The following is an 18418-nucleotide window of genomic DNA, read 5'->3' on the forward strand; positions in this document are numbered from 1 at the left end:
CCTACCGCAACGCATACCACTCTTTATGCTTCAGCGGATTCAACGCCGCGCCAATAATATCGGAAACCACGTTCACCAGAATCACCAGCCCGCCAACCACCATCACGCCTGCGGAAATCGCCGCGTAATCCTGCTGACGAATCGCATTAATAAGCCAGCGGCCCAGTCCAGGCCAGTTGAACACCATCTCGGTAATCATCGCCAGCGTCAGCATGGTGGAAAACTGCAGGCCCAGACGCGGGATCACCGGCGGCAGCGCATTATGCAGCACATGGCGGCGGATCACGGTAAAACGAGACAGCCCGCGCGTGGCGGCCGCCTTCACGTAGTTTTTATCCATCACCTCGCTGGTGCTGGCGCGCAGCAGGCGGATCACTTCGGTAGCGGGGGCGACCGCCAGCACAATCACCGGCAGGATCATATGCGTCACTACGCTGACCAGCATCTCGTGACGCCACGGCGACGGGCTCAGCCAGGCGTCAACCAGCGCAAGCCCGGTAATATTTTGCACCGGATAGAGCAGGTCAAAGCGGCCGGACACCGGCAGCCAGCCGAGCGTCAGCGAAAAGAACAGCGTAAACAGCAGCGCCAGCCAGAATACCGGCATCGAAAAGCCGAGCAGCGCCAGCGCGCTGATTACCTTGTCCTGCCACTTATTGCGCGTCACGCCGGCGCAGATGCCGAGCGGAATCCCGGTCAGCAGCGCCAGCACAAATGCCAGCACGCACAGCTCAAGCGTGGCGGGGAACACCTCGCGCAGCTGCTGGCCGATCTCCTGGCCGTTGGTGCTGGAGACGCCGAAATCAAACTGCAGCATGCCGCTAAACCAGAACCACCAGGCGTCGAACAGCGAAGCGCCCTCCAGCGGCGCGTTGGGCGTAAAATAGCTAAGGCTAAAGCCCACCAGCGACAGCAGGAACAGGGTAATCACCAGCAACAACAGGCGACGCAACATATAGATGATCACTTACGGCTCCTCGCGCTCATCACGGTAAACTCCGGCAAAAGAGGCGTTGCCGAACGGGCTTAACACCAGGCCTTTAATATCGTGGCGGTAGGCCTGCAACCGCAGCGAAGAGGCGAGCGGCAGCACCGGCAGATCGCGCGCCAGCATCTGCTGCGCCAGATGATAGTTCTCAATGCGGCCCGCCAGCTGCTGCGACAGCAGCGCCTTCTGCAGGGTCTCATCGAAGCCAGGCGAGCACCAGTGCGCATAGTTGGTCTGCGAGCGAATCGCCGCGCAGCTCAGCAGCGGACGGAAAAAACTGTCGGGATCGTTACTGTCGGTCGCCCAGCCGGTCAGAGTGAGATCGTGGTTCATCGCCATCAGCTGCGCTTCCTGAAAGCGGCCCTCTACGGGGGCAATGCTCACCTTAACGCCAACCTGCGCCAGATCGGCCTGCAGCAGCTCCGCCGTTTTCAGCGGGCTGGGGTTCCATGCCTGTGAGGCGGACGGCACCACCAGACGCAGATGCAAATCGGTAATACCCAGCGACGCCAGCATCGCGCGCGCTTTTTTCGGATCATATTCAGTGACGCGCGCTTCGTTATCGTAAGCCCAGGAGGCGCGCGGCAGCACCGAAGCGGCGGTTTCCGCCGTCCCGTAGTAGATCGACTCCATCAGCCGTTCGTTATTGATCGCCAGCGCCAGCGCGTGGCGCACTTCAGGGCGGTCCAGCGGCGCTTTGCGAGTGTTGAACGCCAGGTATGCGATGTTCATGCCTGGGCGCAGCGTCATGCGCAGGCGAGGATCGTCGCGCAGGATAGAGATCTGACTGGCGGCGGGATAAGCCAGCACGTCGCACTCGCCCGTCAGCAGTTTGGAGAGCCGGCCCGTGCCGCCCGCGCCCATATCGATCACCGCCTGCTGCAGGCGCGGCACCCCTTTCCAGTAGGCGGGATTGCGCGCCAGCCGAATATACTGTCCGGCGCGATATTCGCTGAGCTGATAGGGGCCAGTGCCCACCGGCTGGCGATCGAGCTGCTCCTGTCGGCCGCTGCGGGTCAGTTGGTCAGCATATTCCGCTGACAGCACCGGCGCATAGTGGGTTGCCAGATGCCAGAGAAACGAGGCGTCCGGGCTGTTAAGCCGGATCTCAACGGTATTGCCGTTGAGCTTTTTAACGCTCTGCACCGAATCAGCAAACTGCAGGCTGTCGAAGTAAGGGTAATTGCCGCCGTTAACGTTGTGCCACGGATGGTTGCGATCGAACATGCGGGCAAAGCTGAACACCACATCGTCGGCGTTCATCGCGCGCGTCGGCGTGAACCAGGAGGTACGCTGGAAAGAGACCTTGCTGCGCAGGTGGAAGCGGTAGGTTGCGCCGTTATCGCGCACTTCCCATGAAGATGCCAGGTCGGGCACCAGGCGATAGGTGTAGGGATCGACATCCAGTAAACGGTCGTAGAGCTGCGCGGCGAGGGTATCCACGGCGAGGCCGCTGCTCGCCATTTGCGGATTAAAGGTGTTAAGCGTGCCGTTGACGCAGTAAACAAAGCCGCTGTGGCGAATATCGCGGCTTTCTGCCGACCAGGCAGAGGCGCTTAATACGCTGAGGATAAGCATCAGCGACGAAATTAGTTTTGACATAGAACTCAACGGTGTTCGGGCAATAGGCTGAGTGTATCGCAAAGGCGGCGATGTCCCAAAACATGGTGAAGCGGCTGGGGGGATTTTCGCCAGAGGGCGGGGTATAGACACACCCTTGCTGTGGTAATGAGAAAAATTCTCAATTAGAGCTTTACAGGTGAGAACAAGAATGATTATTATTTGATTGCGCTTCAGCGGTGGCTCTACCGGTGAAGAGCACGACATTGCTCACATTGCTTCCAGTATTGTTGCCCGCGCAAGCGGGCTTTTTTTTCCCGTCATCTTTTGCGCTGCTGCTGCGTTGGCTGCGCTCGGCTACCCCGGTCACATACTGATGTATGCTCCCGGCGATATCCTCGCTTGCCGCCTTGCTTCAGCACAAAAGCTTTAGGGAAACGGGCCGTCATCTTTTGCGCTGCTGCTGCGTTGGCTGCGCTCGGCTACCCCGGTCACATACTGATGTATGCTCCCGGCGATATCCTCGCTTGCCGCCTTGCTTCAGCACAAAAGCTTTAGGGAAACGGGCCGTCATCTTTTACGCTGCTGCTGCGTTGGCTGCGTTGGCTGCGTTGGCTGCGTTGGCTGCGCTCGGCTACCCCGGTCAAATACTGATGTATGCTCCCGGCGATATCCTCGCTTGCCGCCTTGCTTCAGCACAAAAGCTTTAGGGAAACGGGCCGTCATCTTTTGCGCTGCTGCTGCGTTGGCTGCGCTCGGCTACCCCGGTCACATACTGATGTATGCTCCCGGCGATATCCTCTCTTGCCGCCTTGCTTCAGCCCAAAAGCTTTAGGGAAACGGGCCGTCATCTTTTGCGCGACTGCTGAGGCTGCTCCAGCCATGCCAAAATCACGCCTCGTCGCGCGCCTGAATCCCGTGCTTCTTCATCATCGCCCGCAGCTGATGATAGGTCACACCCAGCAGATCGGCGGCGCGACGCTGGTTATATTTCGCCTGCTGCAGGCTGGCCTCCACCAGCGCGCGCTCCTGCTGGTTCTGCCACAGGCGTAAATCGAGCGGCAAAGCGGGCAGGGCGTTGGCGGAGGCCTCCGGCGCGGTAGTCGCTGGCTGCGCGCGCGGCGCAAAGGGATTAATAATGATGCGATCCAGCGGCTCGTCGCTGCTGTGATGACGGTAAACCGAACGCTCCACCACATTTTTTAGCTCGCGCACATTGCCCGGCCACTGATACGCCAGCAGCGTCTCCTGCGCCTCGGGCGTAAAGCCCGGAAACAGCGGCAGCCCCAGCTCGCGGCACATCTGAATAGCGAAATGCTCCGCCATCACCAGAATGTCGCTGCGCCGCTCGCGCAGAGGCGGCAGCTGCACCACGTCAAAGGCGAGACGGTCGAGCAGGTCGGCGCGGAATTTCCCTGCCGCCGCCAGCGCAGGCAGATCCTCGTTGGTGGCGCACACCAGCCGCACGTTAACCTGCAGCGCGTGATTGCCGCCGACGCGCTCCAGCTGGCCATACTCGATGACGCGCAGCAGCTTCTCCTGCACCAGCATCGGGGCGGTCGCCAGCTCGTCGAGAAACAGCGTGCCGCCGTCCGCCCGCTCGAAGCGGCCCAGATGGCGCTTCTGCGCGCCGGTAAAGGCGCCCGCTTCATGGCCGAACAGCTCGGAGTCGAGCAGGTTTTCATTTAGCGCGGCGCAGTTAAGGGAAATAAAGGGGCCCTGCCAGCGGTCGGAGAGGTAGTGCAGGCGGCTGGCGATCAGCTCTTTGCCGGTGCCGCGCTCGCCGACGACCAGCACCGGCTTCTCCAGCGGCGCCAGCATGGAAACCTGCTCGAGGACTTCAAGAAAGTTATTGGACTCGCCTAACAGGTTATCGTTGCTATCAGCCATGATGAAATTCACCACCTCTTAATCAATTTAACTACCTTACGCCACGCGGGCTTCCCTGTAAAAAATAAATATCTATAAAAATCAGGAACATAAAAATTGGCACGCCTTTTGAATATAACAATCAGCGCAAGGCGCACCAACATAAACAAAGAGGAACATCATTATGGGTATTTTTTCTCGTTTCGCCGACATCGTTAACGCCAACATCAATTCGCTGCTGGAGCGTGCGGAAGATCCGCAGAAACTGGTACGCCTGATGATTCAGGAGATGGAAGACACGCTGATTGAAGTGCGCTCTACGTCGGCGCGCGCGCTGGCTGAGAAAAAACAGCTGAACCGCCGCATTGAACAGGCGGAAATCCAGCAGGCAGAATGGCAGGAAAAAGCGGAGCTGGCGCTGCGCAAAGAGAAAGACGATCTGGCGCGTGCGGCGCTGATCGAAAAACAGAAGCTGACCGAACTGATCGCCTCGCTGCAGCAGGAAGTGACTCACGTCGATGAGACGCTGGAGCGCATGAAAGGCGAAATCGGCGAGCTGGAGAAAAAGCTGAGCGAAACCCGTGCCCGTCAGCAGGCGCTGACGCTGCGTCATCAGGCCGCCTCCAACTCGCGCGATGCGCGTCGCCAGCTCGACAGCGGCAAGCTGGATGAAGCGATGGCGCGTTTTGAATCTTTTGAGCGCCGCATCGACCATATGGAAGCAGAAGCGGAAAGTCAGCGTTTCGGCAAGTCGAAGTCGCTGGACGCGCAGTTCGCCGATCTGCAGGCCGATGACGAAATCAGCCAGCAGCTGGAAGCGCTGAAAGCCAAAATGAACCGTAGCGAATAACACTATTTGATCTGCGAGAGTGATTAAGGAGAGTCAATGAGCGCACTTTTTCTCGCTATACCGCTGACCATATTCGTGCTGTTTGTTGCGCCAATCTGGTTATGGCTGCACTACAGCAATCGCCGCAGCGGCAACGAACTGTCGGCAGGCGATCTTCAGCGCCTGCAGCAGCTGACGCAGGATGCGGAACGTATGCGCGACCGCATTCATGCGCTGGAATCTATTCTGGATGCCGAGCATCCCAACTGGAGACAGCCATGATTAAACGTAAGCTGTGGCGTAAACCGGACGAAGGGAAGCTGATGGGCGTCTGCGCCGGCGTGGCTGAGTACCTGGATATCCCGGTGCGGCTGCTGCGCGTGATCGTGGTGCTGTCGCTGTTCTTCGGCCTGTTCGCGATTACTATCTGCGCCTACTTTATTCTGGGGTTTGTGCTAGACGTCAAACCGGCAGATGCCGAAGAGGGCGCAGCAAAGCCCAACGCCGGCGAACTGCTCGACCGGCTGGAAAGCGCGCTGCGGCGCGATGAGTACAGCGTGCGCGAGATTGAACGCTACGTTACGTCTGAAACGTTCAGCGTGCGCAGCCGCTTTCGCCAGCTCTGACTTTCCCTGAACGGGGCCGCCACGGCCCCGTTATACCCGTCAACCGGAGGTTTACTTTGTTATATTCACGCACGTCCTCTTTTCGCCGCCGCGCGACCCCCGCGTTGAAGTCGGTCGGGAAATTCATCATTATCAATGCCGTGAGCTATGGACCGGCCGGACTGACCGGCTGGGCGGTAAAATCAGTTGCGCGTCGCCCGCTGCGCATTCTGCTTTCCCTGGCGCTGGAGCCGTTGCTGCAGCGCGTAATGAAGCGGGCGGCGGCGCGCTTCATCAGGGAAAAAGATGATAAACAAGTCTGAACTACTGTCACTACTCAACCGCGGCGCGGATCGTCATCTGCGCCTGGCGGTTACTGGCCTGAGCCGCAGCGGCAAAACCGCCTTTATCACCTCATTAGTTAACCAGCTGCTTAACGTGCACAGCGGCGCGCGGCTGCCGCTCTTTTCCGTGGTGCGCGACGAGCGGCTGCTGGGCGTCAAGCGCATTCCGCAGCGCGATATGGGCACGGCGCGCTTCACCTACGACGAAGGGCTGGCGCAGCTCTACGGCACGCCGCCCGCCTGGCCGACCCCAACGCGCGGCGTCAGCGAAATGCGGCTGGCGCTGCGCTACCGCTCGCAGGATTCGCTGCTGCGTCATTTCAAAGAGAGCGCCACGCTCTATCTGGAAATCGTCGACTATCCCGGCGAATGGCTGCTCGACCTGCCGATGCTGGCGCAGGATTATGTCGACTGGTCGCGGCAGATGGTGGGGCTGTTGCAGGGCGATCGCGCGCAGTGGGCGCAGCCGTGGCGCGAACTCTGCGCCTCGCTCGATCCCTTTGCGCCCGCCGACGAAAACCGGCTGGCCGCCATCGCCGCCGCCTGGACCGACTATCTGCACCGCTGCAAAGCGGAAGGGCTGCACTTTATCCAGCCGGGGCGCTTTGTGCTGCCGGGCGACATGGCGGGCGCGCCCGCGCTGCAGTTCTTTCCTTGGCCGCTAGCGGACGAGTCTGCGCGCGGCAAACTGGCGCAGGCTGACAAAGGCAGCAACTTCGCCATGCTGCAGCAGCGCTTTCGCTACTACTGCCAGCATGTGGTGAAGGACTTCTACCGCAACCACTTCCTGCGCTTCGACCGTCAGATCGTGCTGGTGGACTGCCTGCAGCCGCTAAACAGCGGCCCGCAGGCCTTTAACGATATGCGGCTGGCGCTGACCCAGCTGATGCAGAGCTTTCACTATGGGCAGCGCACCCTGTTCCGCCGCCTCTTTTCGCCGGTGATCGACAAGCTGCTGTTTGCCGCCACCAAAGCGGACCATATCACCGCCGATCAGCACGGCAATATGGTGTCGCTGCTGCAGCAGCTGGTGCAGGACGCGTGGCAAAACGCCGCCTTCGAGGGCATCAGCATGGACTGCATCGGTCTGGCGTCGGTGCAGGCGACCCAGAGCGGGCTGGTGGACCATCGCGGCGAAAAGATCCCGGCGCTGCGCGGCGAGCGGCTGGCGGACGGCGAGGCGCTGACCTTCTATCCGGGCGAAGTGCCGCCGCGGCTGCCGGGCCACGCCTTCTGGCAGCAGCAGGGATTTCAGTTTGAACAGTTCCGGCCGCAGCCGCTCGATATCGATCGACCGCTGCCCCATATCCGCATGGATGCCGCGCTGGAATTTTTATTAGGAGACAAGCTGCGATGAACGATGAACAACTCAAGCCGCGTATCGATTTTGCCCGGCCGCTGGATGGGCCGCGCGAGCCCGCCCTGCGCCCGGCGCAGGCGTTCGAGGGTGAGGCGCAGCAGGCGTTTCTCGCCGTCGACGAGCAGGCCGACGAGGTGGCAGAAGAGGGCGCGGGAGAGCGGGCGGTAGAGCAGGCGCTGCGGCCGAAGCGCAGCCTGTGGCGTCGGCTGGTGGGCGCGGGCGTGGCGCTGTTCGCCGCCAGCGTCGTGGCGCAGAGCGTGCAGTGGATGCACGACGCCTGGCTGACGCGCGACTGGTTTGCCCTTGGCAGCGGCGCAGCGGGCGCTTTAATTGTGATTGCCGGCGTCGGCGCCCTCACCAGCGAGTGGCGTCGCCTCTATAAGCTGCGCGCACGCGCCGAAACGCGCGACGTTGGACGCGAACTGCTGCACAGCCACAGCGTTGGCAAAGGGCGCGCCTTCTGCGAAAAGCTGGCGCAGCAGGCGGGTCTCGATCAGGCGCATCCGGCGCTGCAGCGCTGGCACGCCTCGCTGCATGAAAGCCAGAACGATCGCGAAACCGTTACGCTCTATGCGCAGCTGGTGCAGCCGGTGCAGGATCGTCAGGCGCGACGCGAAATCGGCCGCCACGCCGCCGAGTCGACGCTGATGATCGCGGTAAGCCCGCTGGCGCTGGTGGATATGGCGTTTATCGCGTGGCGCAACCTGCGGCTGGTAAACCGCATCGCCGCTATCTACGGCATTGAGCTTGGCTATTTCAGTCGGCTGCGGCTGTTTCGCCTGGTGCTGCTGAATATGGCGTTTGCCGGCGCGTCGGAGCTGGTGCGCGAAGTGGGCATGGACTGGATGTCGCAGGATATCGCCGCCCGGCTCTCCGCGCGCGCCGCGCAGGGCATCGGCGCCGGTCTGCTTACCGCGCGGCTCGGCATCAAGGCGATGGAGCTTTGCCGTCCGCTGCCCTGGCTGGAAGAGGATAAGCCGCGCCTGGGCGATTTCCGCCGCGATCTTATTAGCCAGCTTAAAGAGACGCTGCCCAAAAGCGGCGCGAAGCGCGAAGGCTAAGCGCCTCCTTCTGCGGTGCGCTGCCCTCAGCGCGAAGCGCACCGCAGACTGAACAGAACTGTCAACTTTTGCTTCCACGCCTCTTCAGACCTGCCGCAAGTTAGCGTATTATCTCCCGATTCTTCACCTGACTAAGGCCATCGCAATGCGTCTTGAAGTCTTCTGCCAGGACCGCATCGGTCTGGCGCGCGAGCTGCTCGATCTGTTAGTCGCCCGTAACATCGATTTACGCGGCATAGAAATCGCGGCGCTCGGCCGTATTTACCTTAACTTCTCTGCGCTTGAATTTGACCAGTTCAGCAGCCTGATGGCGGAAATCCGCCGCACGCCGGGCGTAACCGACGTGCGCACCGTCGCCTATATGCCTTCGGAGCGGGAACATCGCGCCCTGAGCGCGCTGCTGGTCGCCATGCCGGAGCCGGTTTTTTCCATCGACCTGAAAAGCAAAGTGGAGCTGGCGAACCCGGCTGCGCAGCAGCTGTTCGACCTCGACGAGCAAAAAATTCGCAACCACAGCGCCGGCAACCTGATTAGCGGCTTTAACTTCCAGCGCTGGCTGGAGAGCGACCGCGTCGAGGCGCAGGCGCAGCATGTGGTGATCGACGGCCGCGACTTCCTGATGGAGGCGCGTCCTATCTACCTGACCGCCGATGAGGGCACGGGCGACCAGCCGGTTGGCGCCATGGTGATGCTGAAATCCACCGCGCGCATGGGGCGTCAGCTGCAAAACCTGGTGGTAACCGACGAGTCGGAGTTTGACCATATCATCGCGGTGACGCCGAAGATGCGTCAGGTGATCGACCAGGCACGCAAGCTGGCGATGCACGACGCGCCGCTGCTGATCGTCGGGGATACCGGCACCGGCAAAGATATGCTGGCGCGCGCCTGCCACCTGCGCAGCGCGCGCGGCAAGAAGCCGTTCCTGGCGCTAAACTGCGCCTCGCTGCCGGACGACGTTGCGGAGAGCGAACTTTTCGGCCATGCCGCCGGCGCCTATCCCAACGCGCTGGAGGGGAAAAAAGGCTTTTTCGAGCAGGCCAACGGCGGCTCGGTGCTGCTGGATGAGATTGGCGAAATGTCGCCGCGTATGCAGACCAAGCTGCTGCGCTTCCTGAACGACGGCACCTTCCGCCGCGTCGGGGAAGAGCATGAGGTGCATGTCGACGTGCGCGTTATCTGCGCCACGCAGAAGAACCTGATTGAGCTGGTGCAGCGCGGCGAGTTCCGCGAAGATCTCTTTTATCGCCTGAACGTGTTAACGCTGCATCTGCCGCCGCTGCGCGAGCGTCCGCTGGATATTCTGCCGCTTACCGAGATGTTTGTGGCGCGCTTTGCCGACGAGCAGGGCATCCCGCGTCCACGCCTCTCGCCGCAGCTTAACGGGCTGCTGACGCGCTACAACTGGCCGGGCAACGTGCGCCAGCTCAAGAACGCGCTCTACCGAGCGCTGACCCAGCTCGAGGGGCATGAACTGCGTCCGCAGGATATCGTGCTGCCTGAACAGGCGCTGGACGCCTCGCTGGGGGATGAGGCGATGGAGGGCACCCTTGATGAGATCACCAGCCGCTTTGAGCGCTCCGTGCTCACCCGCCTTTATCTCTCCTATCCCAGCACGCGAAAGCTGGCGAAACGCCTTGGCGTTTCCCATACGGCTATCGCCAACAAGCTGCGTGAATATGGGTTAGGGCAGAGGCGCGGCGAGCAGGAGGAGAAAAACGGCGGCTGACAGCCGCCGGGGTAAAAGCTACTTCAGTACGGCCAGCGCCGCGTCGTAATCGGGTTCCGTGGTGATCTCGTCTACCAGCTGGCTGTACAGCACTTTGTCATGCTCATCCAGCACCACCACCGCGCGCGCCGTCAGGCCCGCCAGCGCCCCTGCAGAAATTTCCACGCCATAATCCTGTTTGAACTCAGCGCCGCGCAGCGTCGAGAGCGTGACGACGTTATTCAGGTTGTCGGCACCGCAAAAGCGCGACTGCGCAAACGGCAGATCGGCGGAGACGCACAGCACTACCGTGTTGGTCAGCTCGCTGGCCAGCTGGTTGAAGCGGCGCACCGAGGCAGCACAGACGCCGGTATCGACGCTGGGAAAAATATTCAGAACCTTGCGTTTTCCTGCATACTCAGAGAGCGACACGTCGGAGAGATTTTTTGCCACCAGCGAAAAGGCTTTAGCCTGCTCGCCCGGCTGGGGAAAGTGACCAGCAACCTCAACCGGGTTGCCCTGAAAATGTACAGTATGAGACATAGTAATTCCTTAAACGTCAGAAAAAAGCGTGACTGGCTACAGGTAAGTATGGTTTGAAAAAAGATTTATGACATATCTATAAAAGGCTTACGAGCCTTAAACGCAGATTATCCGAGACGACGCGCATTTATCGAATGACATGGAGAGAGTATGAGAACGGTAAAAAGCTATCCCGAGTCCTGGCCGCTGCATACCCCTTTCGTCATCGCTCGGGGTAGCCGCACCGAAGCAAAAGTGGTGGTGGTGGAGATCGAGGAGGATGGCGTCAAAGGCACCGGCGAGGCGACCCCCTATGCGCGCTACGGCGAAACGGAAGCGTCGGTGCTGGCGCAGATCGCGGAGATTCTGCCGGGGCTGCAGCAGGGCATGACGCGCGACGCCCTTCAGCTGGCGATGCCGGCCGGCGCGGCGCGTAACGCCATCGACAGCGCGCTGTGGGATCTGCAGAGCCGCCAGCAGCGTCAGGATCTCTGGGCGCTGAACGGCGTCAACCCGCCTGCAGAGGTGGTGACGGCGCAGACCATCAGCATCGATACCCCCGAAGCGATGGCGAGCAGCGCCCGCGCGCTCTGGCAGCACGGCGCAACCCTGCTGAAAATCAAACTGGACGATACCTTTATTACCGAGCGGCTGGTGGCGATCCGCGCGGCGGTGCCGCAGGCGACGCTGATTGTCGACGCCAACGAGTCCTGGCAGGCTGAAGGGCTGGCGGCGCGCTGCCAGCTGCTGGCGGATCTGGACGTAGCGATGCTGGAGCAGCCGCTGCCCGCCGGTCAGGATGCGGCGCTGGCAAACTTTATCCATCCGCTGCCCATCTGCGCCGATGAAAGCTGCCATACCCGTGACAGCCTGCCGGCGCTCAAGGGACGCTATGAGATGGTCAATATCAAGCTGGATAAAGCGGGCGGCCTGACCGAGGCGCTGGCGCTGGCCGCAGAAGCGAAGGCGCTCGGCCTTGAGGTGATGCTTGGCTGCATGATCTGCACCTCGCGGGCGATCCATGCCGCGCTGCCGCTGGTGCCAGCGGCGCGCTTCGCCGATCTGGACGGGCCGACCTGGCTGGCGGTGGATGTTGAACCCGCCATTCAGGTCAGCGCCGGTCGGGTAGTTATCGCTGCCAGCGCAGCAGGTTGATCATCGCCTCAAGATAGCGCTCCGTGGCTTCATCAACCGAAATAGCCGGCATCTCGGCGGTAATGCAGGGCAGGCCGAGATCGTTGCACCAGCTGCCGAACGAGCCGGGCGTATCGTAGCCGACGCTGCTGACGACCGGTAGCGCGGTCTGCTGCGCCAGCCAGCGGCCAAGCTCGCTGTCGCGCGGATCGTCGATGCAGGCCAGCGGCTCATGCCAGGAGACCACCCAGCGCGGCTTCAGCCCGTGGATCAGCTCGCACAGCGCCTGCGTCTCCGGCTCGGAGCCGGGGCGATCTCCGGTTGAGAGCAGCACGTCGCGCGTCTCCGCGACGCTGTTCCAGCGATAGACCGTGTCGCCGCTCTGCCAGTTGGCTGCCGGAAAGTTGCGGTTAAGATCGACGCCGTGCGCGTTGGCGCGCAGCCCCAGCTGACAGCCGTCTGGATTGACCGCCAGCACCACGTGGTGCCGACGCAGCCGGTCCGGCAGCGTGCGCATCGCGGCGGAAAGGGTGGCGATAGCGGCGTTTTCATCTCCGTGGGTGCCCGCCAGGATGAGCCCGCTGTCGCTATCGGCGGCCGGCGCGGGAAACCAGAGCAGCGGCGCGCCCAGCACGCTGTCGCCGTAGCGCTGATACGGGATCTCAAGTTTTCCGCGTCGTGGTCGCGGGTGTAACACCGTCATCGGCTTTCTCCTCAGTTACCCTCTGCAGACAAAGTAGCGGAAAAGCCGCGCGCGGAAAATCGCTATTTATCCTTCAGGCATTTGCGCTACAGTGCCGGGGTCATGCTGCGCCCGGTAGTGCGTTGCGCAGCGCTTCATTAGGGTAAGGGAGTGAAGATGAAAAGCACATTTCGCCACACGCTGACGGCGCTGATCCTCGCCGGCATCGCCAGTCCGGTGCTGGCGGCGCAGCTGCCGCCCGGTGCGCAGCTGGCCGCGAAGCAAGAGATTGTCCGCCATATCAAAGATGAGCCCGCCTCGCTCGATCCGATGAAAGCCGTGGGGCTGCCGGAAATCCAGGTGATCCGCGATCTCTTCGAGGGGCTGACCAGTCAGGATGCGCAGGGCAATATCGTGCCGGGCGTCGCTGAAAGCTGGAGCAGCAGCGACAATAAAACCTGGATTTTCACGCTGCGCGGCAATGCGAAATGGTCGAACGGCGAGCCGGTGACGGCGCAGGATTTCGTCTACAGCTGGCAGCGCCTGGTCGAGCCGAAAAACAGCTCGCCCTTTGCCTGGTTTGCCGGGCTGGCAGGCATCAGCAACGCGGGCGCGATAACCAAAGGCGAGCTGCCGGCGGATCGGCTCGGCGTCAGCGCCGTGGACGCGCAGCACCTGAAAGTGACGCTGGACCGGCCCGTGCCCTGGTTCCCGGCGCTGGCGGCCAACGTCGCGCTGTTCCCGGTGCCGCAGCGCGTTATCGCCAGCGCAGGCGACGGCTGGACCGCGCCGGGCACGCTGGTGGGCAACGGCGCTTATCAGCTGGCGTCGCGCGTGGTGAATGAGAAGATCGTGCTGGTGCGCAATCCCGCCTACTGGGATGACGCGCACTCGGTGCTGACCAGAGTGACCTTTATTCCCATTAACGAAGAGTCGAGCGCCACCAAGCGCTACCGCGCGGGCGATATCGACATCACCGAATCTTTCCCGAAAAACATGTATGCGCAGCTGAAAAAGACGCTGCCGGGCGAGGTTTATACGCCTGACCAGCTCGGCACCTACTACTACGCCTTTAACACACAAAAGGGCGCGACGGCGGATGCGCGCGTGCGCAAGGCGCTGTCGTGGAGCATCGACCGCCGCATTATCGCAGAGAAGGTGCTGGGCACCGGCGAGAAGCCCGCCTGGCGTTTTACCCCCGACGTGACCGCAGGCTTCAGGCCAGTACAGTCCTATATTGAGCAGCACAGCCAGCAGGAGCTTAACGCCCAGGCGAAAGCGCTGCTGACCGCCGCAGGATATGGGCCTGGCCGACCGCTGCACCTGACGCTGCTCTACAACACCTCGGAAAGCCATCAGAAAATCGCCATCGCGGTGGCGTCGATGTGGAAGAAGAACCTCGGCGTTCAGGTCACCCTGCAAAATCAGGAGTGGAAGACCTATATCGACAGCCGCAACAGCGGCAATTTCGACGTTATTCGCGCCTCCTGGGTCGGTGACTACAACGAGCCCTCCACCTTTCTTAGCCTGCTGACCAGCGGCAACAGCAGCAATATCGCGCGCTTCAGCAACGCCGATTACGATGCGGTTCTCGCCCGGGCGAGCGGTGAAACCCAGGCTGATGCGCGTAACAGCGACTATAACAAAGCAGAGCAGATCCTCGCTGAACAGGCGCCGATTGCGCCAGTCTATCAGTACACCAACGGTCGTTTCATCAAGCCGTGGGTGAAGGGCTATCCCATCAATAACCCTGAAGATGTCGCCTACAGCCGCGAGCTGTGGATCGAGAAGCACTAAGCCCGATGCGGCCTGCCCGGCAGGCCGCCTGCGGACACCTTTGCTCACAGCCTGAGGATTGCAACTCAACCGCGCCGCGCTAGACTGTATCGTATTGATTTTTTTAGTGAGGCAAGTGAGTGAACGTCATTGAAGGCAAAGCGTTACAGGTATCCGACGCCATTATCGCCTGTCAGCTGGATGGCAAGGGCGGCCTGATCCCGATTGAAGATAAGGACGTTATCCACTGTGAACGTCCCTGCTGGCTGCATCTTAACTATACCCATCGGCAAAGCGCCGAATGGCTGCAGTCTACGCCGCTGATCCCCGATACGGTGCGCGACGCGCTGGCGGGCGACAGCATGCGGCCGCGCGTCAGCCGTCTTGGCGACGGGTTTATGATCGTGCTGCGCAGCGTCAACCACAACGCCGACTCCCGGCCGGAACAGCTGGTGGCGATGCGGGTCTTTATCAACGACAAGCTGATTGTGTCAACGCGTCGCCGCAAGGTTTATGCGGTGGATGCGGTGCTGACCGATCTGCAGAACGGCAACGGGCCGGAAGATGGCGGCAGCTGGCTGGTGGACATTTGCGACGCGCTGACCGATCACGCCAGCGAATTTATCGAAGAGCTGCATGACAAAATCATTGTGCTGGAAGATGCGCTGCTGGACCAGCGCGTGCCGGCGCGCGGCGAGCTGTCACTGCTGCGCAAGCAGCTGATCGTTATGCGCCGCTATATGACGCCGCAGCGCGACGTCTATTCACGCCTCGCCAGCGAGAAGCTGCCGTGGATGGATGACAGCGACCGCCGTCGCATGCAGGAGGTCTCAGACAGGCTGGGGCGCGGGCTTGACGATCTCGATGCTGGCGTGGCGCGCACCGCCGTGCTGGCCGATGAGGTCGCCTCGCAGATGGCGGAGGCGATGAACCGCCGCACCTACACCATGTCGCTGCTGGCGATGATCTTCCTGCCAACAACCTTTCTTACCGGGCTGTTCGGCGTCAACCTCGGCGGCATGCCGGGTGCCAGCTCGCATTTTGGCTTTAGTATCTTCTGCCTGCTGCTGCTGCTTATGATTGTCGGCGTCGCCTGGTGGCTGAAGCGGCGGCGCTGGCTGTGACAATAATGTAATCAAAAGGTTGTAAAAGTTAACGGCAGGGCAATAATCCGTCGCAGCGGGCAAAAAAGGAAGGAAAGCTGATCGAGGTCAATAACCCTGTCGTGCAACAGCGGCAGAATCTGTTCCGCAGGTGAATGCAACGTCAAGCGATGGGCGTTGCGCTCCATATTGTCTTACTTCCTTTTTTAGAATTACTGCATAGCACATATTTAATTCGATACGCCGGCCTTATCCGCCGGCTTTTTTTTGCCCCTGCGGCTGAGTTATACCTATGCTTAAAGGACAACGACCACAGAGGAGCAGGGTATGACATCCATTATCGCCAGCGATCCGATTCCTACCGATCCCGTCCCGATCCCCGATCCAATACCGCAGCCGCCGCCGAGCCCGCAGCCGGATCCGCAGCCAGAGCCAGGCTATCCGCCGATCCTCGATCCGCTGCCGCATCAGTAAAAAAAAGGGCGCGCTGATTCAACAGCGCGCCCTTTTTTACTGGCTGCGGCTTACGGCAGCTGCAGCACGTCGAGGCGAACCGCCGGCGCGGCTTCCTCCTCTTCCTGCCAGCCGGCAGGCTGCATCGGCAGCGTTTCGCGGTCAAAGGCGAGATCGCCGCCGTCCACCACCGCATCGCCGTGCTGAATGTTTTTAAAATCGAACAGGCTGGTATCCGCCAGGTGCGACGGCACGACGTTCTGCATTGCGCTGAACATCGTCTCCAGTCGGCCCGGATAGCGTTTATCCCAGTCGCGCAGCATATCGCCAATCACCTGGCGCTGCAGGTTCGGCTGCGATCCGCAAAGGTTGCAAGGAATAATCGGGAACTTGCGCGCCTCGGAGAAGCGCAGGATATCTTTTTCGCGGCAGTAGGCCAGCGGACGGATCACGATATGCTTGCCGTCGTCGCTCATCAGCTTCGGCGGCATTCCTTTCATTTTTCCGCCGTAGAACATGTTGAGAAACAGCGTCTGCATAATGTCGTCGCGGTGGTGGCCCAGCGCGATTTTGGTGCAGCCCAGTTCGGTGGCGGTTCGGTAGAGAATGCCGCGGCGCAGACGTGAGCAGAGCGAACAGGTGGTTTTGCCTTCCGGGATCTTCTCTTTAACGATGGAGTAGGTGTCTTCCTCGACGATTTTGTATTCGACGCCCAGCGACTCCAGATATTCCGGCAGGATATGCCCTGGAAAACCCGGCTGCTTCTGGTCGAGGTTAACCGCCACCAGCGAGAAATTAACCGGCGCGCTCTGCTGCAGATTGCGCAGGATCTCCAGCAGCGTATAGCTGTCTTTACCGCCCGACAGGCAGACCATGATGCGGTCGCCTTCTTCAATCATATTGTAATCGGCGATAGCGGCGCCGACGTTACGACGCAGACGCTTCTGGAGTTTATTGAGGTTGTACTGTTCTTTCTTGTCAACCGTTTGATTTTCTTGCATTTTATTTGTCTCTGAAACCAAAAGGGGCAGATAAGCGGCAACATCTTTCTGCACGTTTTTTTGCCCCATCTGACTGGCTATAAAAGAGGGGGTGGCGCCAGCTGACAACAATCAGCAGGCAAAAGCATGCCGCGTATGGTACGGATTACGGCGCCGAATGCCAGCACGTTTTACTGCGGCGTCCCAGCCTAATCTTATGCTGGAGAGAGGCCAGGGCTTCTGTGCGCCTTTCAGCGCGTGCGGATGCGTGCGGCGGCGGCTTTACTCAGTGGCGACGCCATTAGTTAATGGCTATCAGCCTGAAGTTAAATGCATAGTGCTGACTTAAATCAATCCCTGCCGGGGAATAGCGCTTTAATCTCCCCGGCTGCTTTGGCTTTTAATTTTGAAATCACCCCATGCAGCATCGGTAAGTTACAATGTCTGTATTTATCATTGAGAATCTATAATGTGGTATTTTCTTGCGGCTTCACTCCTTTCCCTCAGGGTTAATAAAATTATATCTGGCTTTTTACTGGCGGTGGCCGTGGGGCTGGGTTACGTTAATCAGGTGATTGATTATCACGCGCTGTTTTTACTTTTAGTCGTTGTTGGCAACTATCTTTTAATGATATCCGTCGGGGAAAAGAGCAGAAAAATAAAAGAGGGGCTTAGCTGCATCAATTTGTTAATCGCCTGGCACTGGCGCTACACCTTATTCCGGGGTTTGATAACCCGAAGGTGCTGGATTCAGTTATTGCGGGTTCACAAAGTGCTCTCTTTACGATGTATTATAATTTTGATAAAGCCCTTATTCCTTTCGTTCTTCTGATTAGCATGAAAACGCTATTTGTGGCGAAACCCGCTAAACATTCGGGCGTGCTGGGCTGGGCGTTATTAATTGTCTCCGTTCCCGCGCTGTTGCTGTTGGGGGTTGCACTGGGTGGTCTGAGGATTGAACCGCATTTGCCAGCCTGGTTTGCTCAGTTTGCTCTTGCCAATCTGTTTTTTGTCTCCCTGGCTGAAGAGGCCTTGTTCAGGGGCTATGTGCAGCAGCGGTTAACGCAATTTATCTCGCCTGTTCTGGCGCTACTCATTACATCAGCGCTATTTGGTGTGATGCACTATGCGGGGGGATGGCTGCTGGTGTTTTTTGCAGGCTTGTCCGGGATTATTTATGGGCTTGCATGGATGTGGAGCGGGAGATTGTGGGTTGCAGTGATGTTTCATTTCGGTTTGAACTGCGTTCATTTATTATTCTTCACTTATCCCTTCTATAGTCGGCATTAAGCAGGAACAACCAATAGCGCTGAGAGAGGGTGAATAAATAACGTCAGGCATTACAGCTTTGGTTAATCGGTAATGCCACCTTCGTTGATCCAGCACCCGGAATAACCCCAAAAAACTGATATAAAATGCTGCCGCTGCGGTGAATCCCCCTGTGCGG

18 protein-coding genes and 2 pseudogenes are annotated in these 18418 nt (G+C 60.0%); 12 read left to right on the plus strand and 8 right to left on the minus strand.

What is annotated here, in order from left to right; genetic code table 11:
* Position 1: 1 nt before the first annotated feature.
* The 3 genes from sapB to pspF all read right to left on the minus strand — a co-directional run bounded on the left by sapB (position 2) and on the right by pspF (position 4438).
* On the minus strand, positions 2 to 967 hold the full coding sequence (gene sapB / locus LB453_RS11665) for a putrescine export ABC transporter permease SapB (protein ID WP_103795903.1): 966 nt from the start codon (positions 965 to 967) through the stop codon (positions 2 to 4).
* On the minus strand, positions 968 to 2590 hold the full coding sequence (gene sapA, locus LB453_RS11670; RefSeq protein ID WP_103795902.1) for an ABC transporter substrate-binding protein SapA: 1623 nt from the start codon (positions 2588 to 2590) through the stop codon (positions 968 to 970).
* 849 nt (positions 2591 to 3439) lie between these two features.
* Positions 3440 to 4438: a phage shock protein operon transcriptional activator gene (pspF, locus tag LB453_RS11675; RefSeq protein WP_103795891.1), complete on the minus strand. Its 999-nt coding sequence runs from the start codon at positions 4436 to 4438 to the stop codon at positions 3440 to 3442.
* Positions 4439 to 4601: 163 nt separating this feature from the next.
* Between pspF and pspA the strand changes: the two genes are divergently transcribed.
* The 7 genes from pspA to tyrR all read left to right on the plus strand — a co-directional run bounded on the left by pspA (position 4602) and on the right by tyrR (position 10342).
* Entirely contained in the window at positions 4602 to 5267 is a 666-nt protein-coding gene (gene pspA / locus LB453_RS11680; RefSeq protein WP_103795890.1) for a phage shock protein PspA, read from the plus strand.
* Positions 5268 to 5303: 36 nt separating this feature from the next.
* A complete protein-coding gene (pspB, locus tag LB453_RS11685; RefSeq protein WP_033746941.1) occupies positions 5304 to 5528 on the plus strand; it encodes an envelope stress response membrane protein PspB in 225 nt (74 codons plus the stop codon).
* Positions 5525 to 5872, plus strand: coding sequence for an envelope stress response membrane protein PspC (pspC, locus tag LB453_RS11690; protein WP_033746944.1), 348 nt, complete (start codon positions 5525 to 5527; stop codon positions 5870 to 5872). The genes pspB and pspC overlap by 4 nt, the downstream gene beginning before the upstream one ends.
* Before the next feature lie 56 nt (positions 5873 to 5928).
* Positions 5929 to 6174: a phage shock protein PspD gene (gene pspD / locus LB453_RS11695; RefSeq protein ID WP_033746947.1), complete on the plus strand. Its 246-nt coding sequence runs from the start codon at positions 5929 to 5931 to the stop codon at positions 6172 to 6174.
* Positions 6158 to 7552 (plus strand): YcjX family protein, encoded by a 1395-nt coding sequence (locus LB453_RS11700; RefSeq protein ID WP_103795889.1) that lies wholly within the window; start codon positions 6158 to 6160, stop codon positions 7550 to 7552. Before pspD ends, LB453_RS11700 begins: the two co-directional genes overlap by 17 nt.
* Complete coding sequence (locus LB453_RS11705) at positions 7549 to 8616, plus strand: TIGR01620 family protein (RefSeq protein WP_103795888.1); 1068 nt, start codon at positions 7549 to 7551, stop codon at positions 8614 to 8616. The genes LB453_RS11700 and LB453_RS11705 overlap by 4 nt, the downstream gene beginning before the upstream one ends.
* 145 nt (positions 8617 to 8761) lie before the next feature.
* Positions 8762 to 10342 (plus strand): transcriptional regulator TyrR, encoded by a 1581-nt coding sequence (gene tyrR, locus LB453_RS11710; RefSeq protein WP_103795887.1) that lies wholly within the window; start codon positions 8762 to 8764, stop codon positions 10340 to 10342.
* Between the two features lie 18 nt (positions 10343 to 10360).
* On the opposite strand, the gene tpx is transcribed toward tyrR, so the two are convergent.
* The gene (gene tpx, locus LB453_RS11715) at positions 10361 to 10864 is read right to left on the minus strand and encodes a thiol peroxidase (RefSeq protein WP_103795886.1); all 504 of its coding nucleotides are present in this window, start codon (positions 10862 to 10864) and stop codon (positions 10361 to 10363) included.
* A gap of 150 nt (positions 10865 to 11014) precedes the next feature.
* Between tpx and ycjG the strand changes: the two genes are divergently transcribed.
* Positions 11015 to 11998 carry an L-Ala-D/L-Glu epimerase gene (gene ycjG / locus LB453_RS11720; protein WP_103795885.1) on the plus strand — a complete coding sequence of 328 codons (984 nt, stop codon included), beginning with the start codon at positions 11015 to 11017 and terminating at the stop codon, positions 11996 to 11998.
* On the opposite strand, the gene mpaA is transcribed toward ycjG, so the two are convergent.
* Complete coding sequence (mpaA, locus tag LB453_RS11725) at positions 11973 to 12680, minus strand: murein tripeptide amidase MpaA (RefSeq protein ID WP_103795884.1); 708 nt, start codon at positions 12678 to 12680, stop codon at positions 11973 to 11975. The two genes, ycjG and mpaA, sit on opposite strands and share 26 nt — an antisense overlap.
* 156 nt (positions 12681 to 12836) lie before the next feature.
* Here mpaA and LB453_RS11730 point away from each other — a divergent pair, with 156 nt between their 5' ends.
* Both LB453_RS11730 and zntB read left to right on the plus strand, forming a co-directional pair.
* The gene (locus LB453_RS11730; protein ID WP_103795883.1) at positions 12837 to 14456 is read left to right on the plus strand and encodes an ABC transporter substrate-binding protein; all 1620 of its coding nucleotides are present in this window, start codon (positions 12837 to 12839) and stop codon (positions 14454 to 14456) included.
* A 119-nt stretch (positions 14457 to 14575) separates the two neighbouring features.
* Complete coding sequence (gene zntB, locus LB453_RS11735) at positions 14576 to 15559, plus strand: zinc transporter ZntB (RefSeq protein WP_103795882.1); 984 nt, start codon at positions 14576 to 14578, stop codon at positions 15557 to 15559.
* 11 nt (positions 15560 to 15570) lie between these two features.
* Here zntB and LB453_RS11740 read toward each other — a convergent pair whose 3' ends face one another.
* A complete protein-coding gene (locus LB453_RS11740) occupies positions 15571 to 15726 on the minus strand; it encodes a hypothetical protein (RefSeq protein ID WP_181010174.1) in 156 nt (51 codons plus the stop codon).
* Positions 15727 to 15865: 139 nt separating this feature from the next.
* Between LB453_RS11740 and LB453_RS11745 the strand changes: the two genes are divergently transcribed.
* Entirely contained in the window at positions 15866 to 16012 is a 147-nt protein-coding gene (locus tag LB453_RS11745; RefSeq protein WP_199187315.1) for a hypothetical protein, read from the plus strand.
* Between the two features lie 50 nt (positions 16013 to 16062).
* Here the strand turns inward: LB453_RS11745 and ttcA are convergent, their stop codons facing one another.
* Both ttcA and LB453_RS23435 read right to left on the minus strand, forming a co-directional pair.
* On the minus strand, positions 16063 to 16992 hold the full coding sequence (ttcA, locus tag LB453_RS11750; RefSeq protein WP_103795901.1) for a tRNA 2-thiocytidine(32) synthetase TtcA: 930 nt from the start codon (positions 16990 to 16992) through the stop codon (positions 16063 to 16065).
* Between the two features lie 48 nt (positions 16993 to 17040).
* A pseudogene (locus LB453_RS23435) lies at positions 17041 to 17235 on the minus strand (site-specific integrase); the annotation flags it as partial.
* A gap of 205 nt (positions 17236 to 17440) precedes the next feature.
* On the opposite strand from LB453_RS23435, the pseudogene LB453_RS11760 reads away from it, so the two are divergent.
* Positions 17441 to 18261, plus strand: a pseudogene (locus LB453_RS11760) (lysostaphin resistance A-like protein).
* The last annotated feature ends 157 nt before the right edge of the window (positions 18262 to 18418 follow it).

Source organism: Pantoea agglomerans, from assembly GCF_020149765.1.
Taxonomy (GTDB): domain Bacteria; phylum Pseudomonadota; class Gammaproteobacteria; order Enterobacterales; family Enterobacteriaceae; genus Pantoea; species Pantoea alvi.